The 12,147-nt window shown below is 57.9% G+C and carries 13 protein-coding genes; 7 read left to right on the forward strand and 6 right to left on the reverse strand.

Going from position 1 to position 12,147, the window contains the following annotated elements; all coding sequences use genetic code 11:
• Positions 1–3: 3 nt before the first annotated feature.
• Positions 4–495, reverse strand: a complete 492-nt coding sequence (locus ACI3K0_RS12315; protein WP_404945378.1) for a YbaK/EbsC family protein — start codon at positions 493–495, stop codon at positions 4–6.
• A gap of 558 nt (positions 496–1,053) precedes the next feature.
• On the opposite strand from ACI3K0_RS12315, the gene ACI3K0_RS12320 reads away from it, so the two are divergent.
• Both ACI3K0_RS12320 and ACI3K0_RS12325 read left to right on the forward strand, forming a co-directional pair.
• A complete protein-coding gene (locus tag ACI3K0_RS12320; protein WP_112459391.1) occupies positions 1,054–1,263 on the forward strand; it encodes a cold-shock protein in 210 nt (69 codons plus the stop codon).
• 456 nt (positions 1,264–1,719) lie between these two features.
• Entirely contained in the window at positions 1,720–2,901 is a 1,182-nt protein-coding gene (locus ACI3K0_RS12325) for a low temperature requirement protein A (RefSeq protein ID WP_404945359.1), read from the forward strand.
• A gap of 101 nt (positions 2,902–3,002) precedes the next feature.
• On the opposite strand, the gene ACI3K0_RS12330 is transcribed toward ACI3K0_RS12325, so the two are convergent.
• Positions 3,003–3,209 carry a SlyX family protein gene (locus ACI3K0_RS12330; RefSeq protein WP_183823872.1) on the reverse strand — a complete coding sequence of 69 codons (207 nt, stop codon included), beginning with the start codon at positions 3,207–3,209 and terminating at the stop codon, positions 3,003–3,005.
• A 75-nt stretch (positions 3,210–3,284) separates the two neighbouring features.
• Positions 3,285–4,784 (reverse strand): methyl-accepting chemotaxis protein, encoded by a 1,500-nt coding sequence (locus ACI3K0_RS12335; protein ID WP_404945360.1) that lies wholly within the window; start codon positions 4,782–4,784, stop codon positions 3,285–3,287.
• Positions 4,785–5,053: 269 nt separating this feature from the next.
• On the opposite strand from ACI3K0_RS12335, the gene recF reads away from it, so the two are divergent.
• Genes recF through ACI3K0_RS12350 form a run of 3 tightly spaced genes read left to right on the forward strand, consistent with a single transcriptional unit; the run spans position 5,054 to position 7,509 of the window.
• Complete coding sequence (gene recF / locus ACI3K0_RS12340; RefSeq protein ID WP_404945361.1) at positions 5,054–6,187, forward strand: DNA replication/repair protein RecF; 1,134 nt, start codon at positions 5,054–5,056, stop codon at positions 6,185–6,187.
• Between the two features lie 45 nt (positions 6,188–6,232).
• Complete coding sequence (locus ACI3K0_RS12345; protein WP_246435991.1) at positions 6,233–7,027, forward strand: molybdopterin-synthase adenylyltransferase MoeB; 795 nt, start codon at positions 6,233–6,235, stop codon at positions 7,025–7,027.
• Positions 7,027–7,509 carry a GNAT family N-acetyltransferase gene (locus ACI3K0_RS12350; protein WP_183824162.1) on the forward strand — a complete coding sequence of 161 codons (483 nt, stop codon included), beginning with the start codon at positions 7,027–7,029 and terminating at the stop codon, positions 7,507–7,509. Before ACI3K0_RS12345 ends, ACI3K0_RS12350 begins: the two co-directional genes overlap by 1 nt.
• Before the next feature lie 2 nt (positions 7,510–7,511).
• On the opposite strand, the gene ACI3K0_RS12355 is transcribed toward ACI3K0_RS12350, so the two are convergent.
• On the reverse strand, positions 7,512–8,516 hold the full coding sequence (locus ACI3K0_RS12355) for a D-glycerate dehydrogenase (RefSeq protein WP_183823876.1): 1,005 nt from the start codon (positions 8,514–8,516) through the stop codon (positions 7,512–7,514).
• A gap of 155 nt (positions 8,517–8,671) precedes the next feature.
• Between ACI3K0_RS12355 and ACI3K0_RS12360 the strand changes: the two genes are divergently transcribed.
• Positions 8,672–9,211: an SH3 domain-containing protein gene (locus ACI3K0_RS12360; RefSeq protein WP_148146196.1), complete on the forward strand. Its 540-nt coding sequence runs from the start codon at positions 8,672–8,674 to the stop codon at positions 9,209–9,211.
• Here the strand turns inward: ACI3K0_RS12360 and ACI3K0_RS12365 are convergent.
• Positions 9,204–10,196, reverse strand: a complete 993-nt coding sequence (locus ACI3K0_RS12365) for an adenosine kinase (protein ID WP_183823877.1) — start codon at positions 10,194–10,196, stop codon at positions 9,204–9,206. The genes ACI3K0_RS12360 and ACI3K0_RS12365 overlap by 8 nt on opposite strands.
• A gap of 317 nt (positions 10,197–10,513) precedes the next feature.
• On the opposite strand from ACI3K0_RS12365, the gene ACI3K0_RS12370 reads away from it, so the two are divergent.
• Positions 10,514–11,458, forward strand: coding sequence for an AEC family transporter (locus ACI3K0_RS12370; protein WP_404945362.1), 945 nt, complete (start codon positions 10,514–10,516; stop codon positions 11,456–11,458).
• A gap of 66 nt (positions 11,459–11,524) precedes the next feature.
• Here the strand turns inward: ACI3K0_RS12370 and ACI3K0_RS12375 are convergent, their stop codons facing one another.
• Positions 11,525–12,106, reverse strand: coding sequence for a cytochrome c family protein (locus ACI3K0_RS12375; RefSeq protein WP_148146199.1), 582 nt, complete (start codon positions 12,104–12,106; stop codon positions 11,525–11,527).
• Positions 12,107–12,147: the final 41 nt, after the last annotated feature.

Consider the following 12,147-nt stretch of genomic DNA (forward strand, 5'->3'; position numbering starts at 1 on the left):
CCTTCACAGCGATGATATTTCACTAGCCGCAACGACATCTTGGGCGACGTCGATCCAGACGGCGCCCGTCAACTCTACCAGTTGGACAGGATCGATCCGAACTGCCGAATTGGTAGCACCGGCAGCTGGCACGACTTCGTCGAAGCGCTTGAGAGATATGTCGCAATACACCGATAGCGGCGAAGCCAATCCGAAGGGGCATACGCCGCCGACCGGGTGGCCGGTAATTTCAACCACCTCTTCCCCACCGAGCATGCGTGGCTTGGTACCGAAGCGGGAACGGAACTTCTTGTTGTCCAAGCGAGAAGTGCCAGCCATCACTACGATCATGGTTTCCTCGCCAGCGCGCAAACATATGCTTTTGGCAATTTGATCCGGCTCTACCCCGTGTGCGGCAGCAGCCAGAGGAACCGTCGCGGAACTGGCTTCGGTAACGATTACTTTGATGTTTGGCGCGCGCTGCGCGAAAAAGGCTTGGACCGAAAGGAGACTCATGTCGCGAACATTGCGCATGAATCGTTCTTAGGCAAGCCGTATGCAGCCATGCGCGACGCGCAATACTGCGGTGCGTAATTATGGCTGTTTTTTAGGCTCGCCTCCTGTATAGTCAAATCATCGACGGACGCACTCCTCCTCCCAGTGTCCTCGATGGGACCAGCAACACCTCCTCCTCCCGGTTGTTGGTCAGTTTCAGAAACCCGGCGCACCTCCTCCCGCGCCGGGTTTTCTGTATTTAATGCCTTTATCACAGCGATCTAGAGTACGACCTAGCACATTCAATGCTGGCTTCTAACCATCAAGCCGTTGATATATATAGACCTTTGCGATTACCCTTAAAGATTGCAGTGTCAACCCGATACGTACCCGCAGCATCGCATCAATCTTGACGAACATTGGGGCAAGCCCTAAGTGCGTATGATCGAAATTTGTCTGATGGCCAGCACCGGGCTACTGCCACGCTTGCGACGTTCTACTCTGCAAAGTTCGAAGTTCAATCTGTTCCTTCCGGTTTTCCGGGAGGGGCTGTCGGTCATTGCAAAGAAAGGCATCGATATGGCGACGGGTACAGTTAAGTGGTTCAATGCGACCAAGGGTTACGGATTCATTTCTCCTGATGATGGCGGTGCGGACGTTTTCGTTCACATTTCCGCTGTTGAGCGTGCAGGCCTCGGCCAGCTTCAGGACGGCCAGAAGCTCTCCTTCGAGCTGGTAACGGACCGCCGTTCCGGCAAGGTTGCAGCTGACCAGCTGCAGGCTGCCTAATAAAGCTTTGCTCGCGGCGACCCGGTCGCCGCGAGCTTCCAGATCACCGTCACTTATCGGTCCCGGCGACGTCTTGAAACGACCTGAGCGCCATCCCATTTAAAATCCAACAGCATTTCCGACAAATACTGGAACGAATACGGTCAACCGTGCCATTTCGAAACGGGCAATGGATTCACTTAACGATCGATTAACCTGTTTCAGAGATGATGAGTGCCACAGAGCTGCGCGGTCATAACGATCAGAAACGCAGCCGAGACGGAATGCTTGACCCGTTTGACGTGACCACGGATGTACTGGCGCAATGAACGGGATTGGAAAGGTCGGGCTTGCCCGGCCTTTTTGTTTTCCTATCCCCGTTAGCCCAGCAAATATTCCCGATCATCCTCTCCACTTATGATTCGCCGCCCTAAATCCATCCTTCGGCTTGCCATGCAATGAAGGATAAAAACGAGAATGGCTGAAGGCAAACATCACTGGCTGCGCAAGGACGACGCCGAATCGACCAAGGCGAGCTTTCCCGAACTGTTTTTCGACCTTGTTTTTGTCTTCGCGCTGATCCAGCTGTCACAGACGCTGGCATCGGATTTCTCCTTTGGGATTGCATTCGATGCCCTGATCTTCATTTTCGCACTCTGGTGGGTGTGGATCCACACGACATGGGTGACCAACCTGCTCGATGCCGAAGTCGTGCCGGTGAGATTGCTTCTGTTTTGGCTGATGTTTCTCGGTATCGTACTGGCGATTGCCCTTCCCAAAGCCTTTGGTGAGGCGGGGCTGGTCTTCGCACTGGCCTATGCGGCGATGCAGCTCAGCCGTTCGTTGTTCGCGCTCTATGCATTCAAAGGGACCGACGCCAGGTCGTTCATGACATTCGCGCGCATCACGATGTGGCTGCTCGTCTCCAGCGCTTTCTGGGTCGCTGGCGGTCTCGTCAGTCCGGAAAGCCGCGCCGTGTTCTGGATCGCAGCACTGGCAATCGAATATTCGGCACCCCTCGTTCGCTACTGGACGCCGGGGATCGGCGCCTCGCCTGCCGAAACACTTGATGTAAACGGCGAACACCTCGCCGAACGATGCGCCCTTTTTGTCATTATCGCGCTCGGCGAAACGATCATCACCACCGGCAAGACCGCCTCTGACCACGCCGATGAGGGTAGCATCATCTTTTTGGTTCTCGTCCTGGCATTCCTGACAACCGTTTTGATGTGGTGGATTTATTTCCACGACGGACAGGAACGCGCCGCAGACACAGCGGAAGATGCGACCGAGCCGCAAAACACAGCCGACCATCTTTTCACCTACGGGCACCTACCGATCGTAGCAGGCATTATCCTGACCGCGGTGGGAGAGGATTTCACGCTCACGCATCCGCACAACCAGAGTGATCACGCCAACGCGCTGGCAATTCTCGGCGGCCCGCTGCTGTTTCTTGCCGGCACCCTATGGATGAAGACGGTATCGTCGCGCAGCCTGCCATGGTCGCATTGCGCCGGAATCACGGCCATTCTCGCGGGGTTTATTTTTGTTCCCTACGCAGAAAATTTCCTGCTTCAGCTTATGGCCGCAGCCATTCTTCTTGGCGTAGCGCTCTGGGAATATATAGCGCTCAGGCGATTTCGCCGTGCGTCTGCTTAAGGTTTTTTCGCCTTTCCTCGAAATACGAAACCACTCTATCTATTTGCTTCCAAGCAGTTGCGAGCACAGGACCAGTCCCGCGTTTGCCGGAGTTGCTCTGATCAGTAATGCGGAGGCCTCGTCACTGGCGCCGCCTCGCGGGTCGATTCCTCCAGTGTCAGAAACCGTTCGGTCAACCGATCGAGTTTGGCACGGGTCTGCTCAACCACTTTCCATTGCTCGGCAAGTTGGTCGGACAGTTCATCGATCACCTTGGCCTGATGGGCAGCGAGTTCTTCCAGCTGCACCAGTCTCGTCTCGTCGCTCACGGCGGCAATCCTCTCATCTTCCAACCTGTCTAGTCGGGGATGTAGAGGATGCCTGTGACGCGGTCCAGCCTTCGATCAGGCACGGAGCCTGGGACGCTCCTGATAAACACTTGCCGAACCGCTCGTTCTGAAACGCGTCACCAGCGCCGCAAGACTGCCGCTGATGCCGACAAGGCTCTGGGCTGCGGCATTCGTTTCTTCCATCAGCGCAGCATTCTGCTGGGTGATCTGGTCCATGCTGCGGACGGACGCATTGATCTGATCGATGCCGGATGCCTGCTCCTGTGCCGAATGGGCGATCAGGGTTATATGTTCGTCGATCGCCTTCACCCGCGTGCCGATGCCGGTCAGCGCTTCACCGGCCCGGTTGACGAGACCGACGCCGCGCTGCACGTCACCGGCGGAGCGATCGATCAGTTCCTTGATTTCCTTGGCAGCAGCAGCGGATCTCTGTGCCAGTTCACGCACTTCCTGAGCAACTACTGCAAAACCCTTGCCCTGCTCGCCGGCACGCGCCGCCTCGACACCGGCATTCAATGCCAGGAGGTTTGTCTGGAACGCAATCTCGTCGATGGCGCCGATGATCTGGGTCATCTTCTGTGACGATTCGGCAATATCGTCCATGGCGGAGATCGCCTGATGGACAACCTCTCCGTTCTTCTGGGTCTCCAATGCCGATTCGCGGATGATGCTCTGCACTTCCTGCGTCCGCCGCGCCGACTGGCCGGAGAGCGACGTGATCTGCTCAAGCGCTGCCGCAGTCTCTTCGAGCGATGCGGCCTGCTGCTCGGTGCGCTTGGCCATGTTGTCGGCAGCGGACGAGATATCGCCGACTTCCGCACGGACCTGTCCGACGGACTGGTTTATTTCTCCCATAGCCGCATCGAGTGCCGCAATGGAGGAATTGTAATTCGTCTTCAGCGCATGAAAATTCGGTGCCAGTTCCTGATGAAGCTCTGCTGTCAGATCCCCGCCTGAAAGACTTTTCAGCGCCTGGCCCAGCGCATCCAGAGCACCATCCTGCTCCTGCTTGGCAGCTATACGTTCGGCTTCGACTTTCCTGCGGCCGTCTTCCAGCGCTTCCAGATAAACCGAAATGGCATAGTCCATATCGACCATAGCCGCCTTGACGACTGCCGAAAGGTGATCGGCCAGCACGCCAGCCTTCTTGTCGAGGAAGAAGCCCTTCATCTCCCTGGCAATGACTGCGCGAATGATACCGTCGAGAATGAGAGCATAACCGCCGATATACCAGCGTGGCTCCAGACCAAGCCGGGCATGGGTCCTGCCGATGGCGGAAACCGCCTCGACATAATCTCCATCGTAACGGCCGGACGAGATCACGTCCCAGTGGCTGGCCTGACGCTCCTTGGCATGAGAGACATGAGCGTCGCTGGAAAAGAATTTTGCAGTGTGAGGATGCGCCTTTGCCTTCTGGTAGAAAGCGTCGAGCGCCGGACCAACAGCGTCCTTGACGATCGGCTGGACGTTCGCGAGATGGCGACGTTCCGTTTCTCCGAGGCCGACGAAATTCAGGCGCTCGGCAAGTGCTGCCTTCTGGTCTTGGCTTCTCATTGTTTCCCCCGGTTAAATCTTGAGCCGCTTCGCGGATTCACGTGGTATCGCTTTTGAATGAAGCATGCGCGCCAAAGTTTAATACGCCATTATCCAATCACCCTAAGCTTTCATTAATCATAACTTGTTGCCGATATACTAACGGACAATAATTCGAGACTTAAATTGCGAGGCGCATCACATTGCCTGCCGCCGGCCTCACAATCCAATCGCTTGCGTTCTGCCGCACAAATCCTTAGCTCCTGTGCAACGGCAAACCGCGATTTCCCATGGTGCAAAAGACTTCCATCTCCCGGCTCAAGCTCACCGACTTCCGCAACTACGCCGCGGCTTCGCTGGCGCTCGACAGCAGGCATGTGGTGCTGACGGGGGAAAACGGTGCCGGCAAAACCAATCTGATGGAGGCGATATCCTTCCTGTCACCGGGGCGCGGCTTCAGGCGGGCGGTGCTGACCGACGTGACGCGGGTCGGTGCGGACGGCGGTTTTGCCATATTCGTCGATCTCGATGGAATGCAGGGCGAGGTTGCAATCGGCACCGGAACAGAACCTGGAGACGGCGAAAGCGTCAGTCGCAAGCTGAGGATCAACAGCACGCCGGCCAAATCCACCGAGGAGCTTTCCGACCATCTGAACGTGTTGTGGCTGACGCCGTCGATGGATGGGCTGTTTACCGGCTCGTCATCGGACAGGCGACGGTTTCTCGACCGGCTTGTCCTGTCACTCGATCCCACCCATGCCCGTCGGGCGAGCGATTTCGAACGCGCCATGCGCAGCCGCAACAGGCTTCTTTCGGAAGGGCGCTTCGATCCTTCGTGGCTGACGGCGATTGAAACGCAGATGGCCGAACTCGGGATAGCCATGGCTGCCGCACGGCATGAAATGCTGGGCCTGCTGCAGTCTCTCTCGGTCAATTCCGCAGACACACCGTTTCCGACACCGGCGCTGGCACTCGAAGGTTTCATGGATGGCGGCATGGATCGCCCGGCAGCTGATCTGGAAGAGGATTACCTTATCTCTCTGCGCAACGGCCGCGGGCGCGACGCGGCCGCCGGCCGCACACTCGAAGGCCCGCACCGCGTCGATCTTCTCGTGCGCCATCAGGAGAAGGATATCGAGGCTTCGCGATGCTCGACCGGAGAACAGAAGGCACTGCTGATCGGGCTCATTCTTGCCCATGCAAGATTGACGGCCGACATGACGGGTTTCGCGCCGATCCTGCTGCTGGATGAAATAGCCGCGCATCTCGATGAGGGGCGGCGGGCGACATTGTTCGATCTGGTGGACGGGCTGGGCGGGCAGGCATTCATGACCGGCACCGACCGATCGATGTTTGCCGCACTCGGCGATCGGGCGCAGTTCTTCACGGTCACCCATGGAAGCGTCACGTCGTCAACCGCATAAGGAAGACGCTTACCCGATGGAGGTGGTGGTGCTATGAGATCGATTATGGAAAACCAATCCTCGCGATCAACGACCTCGGCCCTGACGCCGGACGAGATCGAACGTTACAAACGCCATATCCTGTTGCCGGAAATCGGCGGAACCGGCCAGCAGAAGCTGAAAGCCGCCCGTGTTCTGGTGATCGGTGCCGGTGGTCTTGGCGCCCCCGTGCTGGAATATCTCGCAGCAGCCGGTATCGGCACGATCGGCATCGCCGACGACGACCGCGTGTCGCTCTCAAATCTGCAGCGTCAGGTGATCCATGATTCCGGCACGATCGGTGAAATGAAGACGAAGAGCGCGCGCGACAAGATCGCCCGCCTCAATCCGCATGTCCGGGTCGTCGATTTCGAGGAACGGTTTTCGCCCGAATGGGCGATGCAGCACCTGCCGCGCTTCGATCTGCTCGTCGATGGCTCAGACAATTTCGATACGCGCTATGCCGCAGCCGACGCGGCAGAGGCAGCGAAAATCCCGCTCGTCACCGGTGCCGTCGGGCGCTTCGATGGTTCTGTGACGGCGCTCAAGCCCTATGAGAGCAGCACGGACGGCGTGCTCAACCCGACCTATCGCGACCTGTTTCCCGAAAAGCCGCCGGAGGGTCTGATCCCGGCCTGCGCCGAGACCGGCGTGGTCGGGGCGCTTACCGGCGTCATTGGTACGCTTATGGCGATGGAAGTCATAAAGCTGATCACCGGCATCGGCGAACCGCTGGTCGGCCGCCTTATGCTCTACGACGCGCTTTCGGCCCGGTTCGACACGATCAGATACAAACGCAGGAAGAGGTCGTCGGCAGAATGATCGATATTATCAGGATCGACAACGGCTTTGGCCGCTGGGATGAATTGCTGGCACTTATCCTCTCGTCCTTCTCCTACATGGACGAGATCGTCGATCCGCCCTCCTCGGCGCATCGGCTGACACTTGCTTCGCTGGCGCAAAAGGCCACGAGCGAGATTGCCTTTGCCGCACTGGAGGAAACCCGTCTGGTCGGGTGCGTGTTCCTGAAACCCGAAACCGATTGCCTTTATGTCGGGAAACTGGCCGTGGCGCCGGGCCAGCAAGGCAAGGGCGTCGGGCGCCGGCTGCTTGCCATTGCAGAAGACACTGCGCAGAGCATGAACCTGCCGACGCTCAGGCTGGAAACGCGCATCGAGCTTGTCGGCAATCACACGACTTTCGGCCGTTGGGGATTTCAGAAGACCGCAGAAAAGTCCCATCCGGGTTTCGACAGGGTCACCTTCATCGAGATGCGCAAGCAGCTTGAGCCGATCCCGGCCTGAATTCAGTTTCTGCCGGGTAAAACGCGATTCGGCGGACGGTGGCCGTCGAAAAAGGCTCGGATATTGATGATGACCTTATCGCCCATGTCGATCCGGCCCTCGATCGTGGCCGAACCCATATGGGGCAACAGAACGACCTTGCCTTCATTCGCAAGCTTGACGAGTTTCGGGTTGATCGCGGGCTCGTTCTGATAAACGTCGAGACCAGCACCGGCGATCTTGTCTTCACGCAGAAGCTTGATCATCGCCATCTCGTCGATGATGTCACCACGCGCCGTGTTGACGATGATCGCCGTGGGCTGCATCAGCGCCAGACGCCGGGCTGACACAAGATGAAAGGTGCCGGGCGTCGACGGGCAATTGACCGAAACGATATCGACACGGGCCAGCATCTGATCGAGGCTGTCCCAATAGGTCGCCTCCAGTTCGCTCTCGGTCGCCTGATTGACAGGCTTGCGGTTGTGATAGTGGATGGAAAGACCGAAAGCCTTGGCGCGTCTTGCGACCGCAGTGCCGATCCGACCCATCCCGATAATACCGATGCGTTTGCCCCAGATCCGGCGTCCGAGCATCCAGGTCGGGCTCCAGCCGGCCCAATCACCGGGATTGTCGGTCAGAATACGAGAGCCTTCCGCAAGGCGACGGTTGACGGCGAGGATGAGCGCCATCGTCATATCCGCCGTGTCCTCGGTCAGGACGTTCGGCGTATTGGTAACGGTAATGCCTTTCTCAGCCGCCGCATCGACATCGATGTGATCCGTACCGTTGGAAAAACCGGCAATAAGCTTCAGTTGCGGGCCTGCTGAGGCCAGAAGCTCGGCATCGATCTTGTCCGCGATTGTCGGTACAAGTACGTCGACACTCGCCATCGCAGCAGCAAGCTCTTCGCGTGAACGCGGCCGGTCATCGATGTTGAGCTCGGCGTCGAAGAGTTCGCGCATGCGCGTCTCGACGGCGTCCGGCAGCTTGCGCGTGATATAAACCCTGGGTCTTTTCTTCGCAGTCATCGCTCCGCCACCGCAATTTTAGCAGGTCATTAACCAAGTCGCGCGATAGTCGATCCTATCCTTGGGCGTTCTAGCAGACCCACCGGCGAAGACAAACAAAACCTCGCAAACGGGCCATGAAGCACATCCGCGGATCGTCAGTCAGGATCCACACAATGCGCCGCCTCATCATCATCATCGTAGCCATCTGCTTTCCCCTGATCGCAACGCTTTCCGCCATCGTCCCAGTCTATGCACAGGGTGCTGCAAAAGGTGCGAGCGGCCTGCCGCTACCGCGTTTTGCCAGCCTGAAATCAAAGAAAGTCAATATCCGTATCGGGCCGAGCACCGACTATGCGGTTTCATGGATGTACATGAAGGCAGGTACGCCCATGGAAATCATCCAGGAATACGACAACTGGCGGCGCGTGCGTGACGCCGAGGGTACCGAGGGCTGGGTGAACCAGGCGCTGCTTTCGGGCGAGCGTACGGCCGTCGCGGCTCCATGGATGCGCGGCAAGGGCCAGGACATCTATGTTAACATGCGACGCGACCCGCAAAGCTCGGCCGCAATCACAGCCAAGCTTCAGCCGGGCGTTCAGCTTACCATCAAGGAATGCAACGGTGACTGGTGCCAGGCGGAAACCGGTGGTGCCGAGGGCTGGGTAGCCCAGGGCGAAGTCTGGGGCGTTTACCCGGGCGAAGCCTTTAAATAAGGCCTGCCTCGGCTGCTGCCTCTTTCAGCGATACCAGCGGACGTGGGCCGATCTGCTGGATAACTTCGGCTGCAGCGAGGCAACCGAGCTTGCCGCAATCTTCCAGCGAACGACCCTGCGTGTAGCCATAAAGGAAGCCGGAGGCGAAGAGATCACCGGCGCCAGTCGTATCGACCAGTTCGTCGATTGCATAGGCATCGATTTTTACCCGCTCACTACCGCGAACGATGACGGCGCCCTCTTCGCTGAGCGTGACCGCGGCCAGCTTGCAGTCTGCGGCGATCTTGCCGAGAGCCAGTTCGAAGTCTTCCGTCTCGTAGAGCGACAGCAGTTCGTGCTTGTTGGCAAAGACGATATCGACTGTGCCGGACGTCATCAAATCGAGGAATTCCGAGCGGTAGCGCCCAACACAGAAGGGGTCGGAGAGCGTCATGGACACTTCACGGCCATGCGCGTGGGCAATGCGAGCTGCCTCGCGAATAGCATCCTTGGCACGCGGCGGATCCCAGAGATAACCCTCGAAATAGGTGACCTTGGCTTCGGCGACGACTTCTTCCTCGACATGTTCGGGGCCAAGTTCGACGCAGGCGCCGAGATAGGTGTTCATCGAACGCTCGCCATCGGGCGTGACGAAGATCATCGAACGAGCCGTGGGGGGATGAAGACCATCAGGCTTTGTCTGGTAATGAACGCCCTGCGCGCGGATGTCGTGCTGGAAGATCTGGCCCAGCTGATCCTCGGCAACCTTGCCGAAATAGGCGGCCTTGCCCCCGAAACCTGCAATGCCGGCAGCGGTATTGCCGGCCGAACCACCCGACGCCTCGACCGCAGGTCCCATCTTTGAATAAAGAAATTCGGCGCGCTCGGCATCGATAAGGTTCATGGCGCCCTTGATGATCGCATTGTCTTCAAGAAACGAATCCTCGCAACGGGCGAGGATATCGACGATGGCGTTGCCGATGGTCAGCACGTCGAACTTTGGCATTCACTCTTCATCCTTTTGCGTTCAAGCTGCGCCATGGGTAGTGGCCTTTTCCGCCCAAGGGAAGAACAAATGTTCTTGCATCCATCCCAGCCGTGCATCGAGTTGGTTCAGGTTTATCATCTGTCATCTGGCCGTCACGGTTTTCGCATATGTTGATCCCGTCCGGTAAGGTTGGCTGCCACGGATGTACTGGCGGCTGACTGCCGGATTTTTCATTCCATTATAGATCTGGATCAGAGCACGGTTGCATATATGCATTTGTTGCTCGGAAGCTTATGCGCTAGACGCATAGGATCGGAATATTCCAAGGTCCTACCGTGTCGCTCGTCCTCGCCAATGTCCTCCCGGTCTTCATTCTCATTCTGCTCGGCTGGCTGATCGCCAAATCCGGACTTCTCAAAGCGGAGACCGGTGATGCGCTGGGCGAATTTGTCTTCAAGATCGCCGTTCCCATGCTGATCTTCCGCACGCTAGCAACCGCGCATTTCGAAGGCGTTTCGCCCTTCAGACTGTGGACCGCCTATTTTATAGGTGTCGCGATCACCTGGACCATCGGGGCTTTTATGGCAAAACGCGCCTTCGGGCGGGACGCCAAAGTTGCCGTGATTGCAGGCATGTCGGCAAGCTTCGCCAATAATGTCTTCATCGGCCTTCCGCTGGTCGATCATATCGTCGGACAGGATGGGCTTGTTGCCATCTCCATCCTTCTCGCAATCCATCTGCCGATCATGATGATTGTCGGTACGGTGCTTATGGAAAGCGCCTCAGCCAAGGTAGATGGCACGGCTGCCCGCGGTATTGTCGCCGTACTCAAGCAGGTAGGGACAAACCTTGCGCGCAATCCGCTCGTCATCGCCTTGACACTCGGACTTGCCTTCAATCTTTCCGGCCTGTCAATGAACGCACCAGTTGCCCTGGTCGTCGACCAGATTGCCGGCTCTGCCAGCCCGGCCGCACTGATTTCGATCGGGATGGCGCTGACGCGTTATCCGATCAAGGGCGATCTGGGGCTCTCCTCTACCGCGGCCGTGCTCAAGCTATTCCTGATGCCGGCGTCCGTATTTGCGGCCTGCCAGCTACTGAACCTACGGCCGGACTGGACCGCTGCGCTGGTTCTGACCTCTTCCGTTCCGACAGGCATCAATGCCTGGCTGATTGCACAGCGTTTCCGCTCCAGCCAGTGCCTTGCCGCTTCCGTCATCAGCATCACAACCGCTTTCGGTGTCATCTCCGTCAGCATGTGGGCCTGGCTGCTTTCCTGACCGGAGGCAGAATGCAAAACGCCCGGCTGAGCCGGGCGTTATCTCTTAGGAACTCAAGAAGTAAAATCAGTTCGTAGCTGGTTCCGGTGCGTTCGGATCCGGCAGCGGCGCCGGGCTGTCGGACTGCTCGCGTATATAGGCGAGCAGATTGGCGCGCTCCTTGTCGTTCTTGATACCGGCAAAGCCCATGGCCGTGCCCTTTACATAAGCCTTCGGGCCGGCAAGGAAGTGGTTGAGATGATCGAAGGTCCAGGTTTCCTGGCCACCCTTGGAAAAATCCTTCATCCCAGCAGAATAAGAAAAACCCTCGTGCGTAGCGACCGGACGGTTCACAAGACCCCAGAGGTCAGGACCAACCTTGTTCGGCCCTCCCTTCTCGATGGAGTGACAGCTCTGACACTTCTTGAAAACGGCGGCGCCGGCGGTGGCATCTGCGCTCGCCATGAGCTGGCCAACAGGCACGGCAGCGGGTGCGGCTTCTGCGCCGGCTGCTTCGCCGCCCGATGCTTCCTCCGCAGCGGCAATCGCGAAACCTTCCTTTTCAGGAACGGGAGAGTGAAAAATCCCCTCCGAAGCGATCGAAACCGACATCATCACGAAAACAGTGGCAAGCAACGCACCAACCGACATATTCACGTAGGGGTTCATCCAGAGCTCCTTCCCATCTCGTTGACTACCCTCTGGACCAA

It is taken from the genome of Rhizobium sp. ZW T2_16 (assembly GCF_044987325.1).
GTDB lineage: Bacteria > Pseudomonadota > Alphaproteobacteria > Rhizobiales > Rhizobiaceae > Neorhizobium > Neorhizobium cellulosilyticum.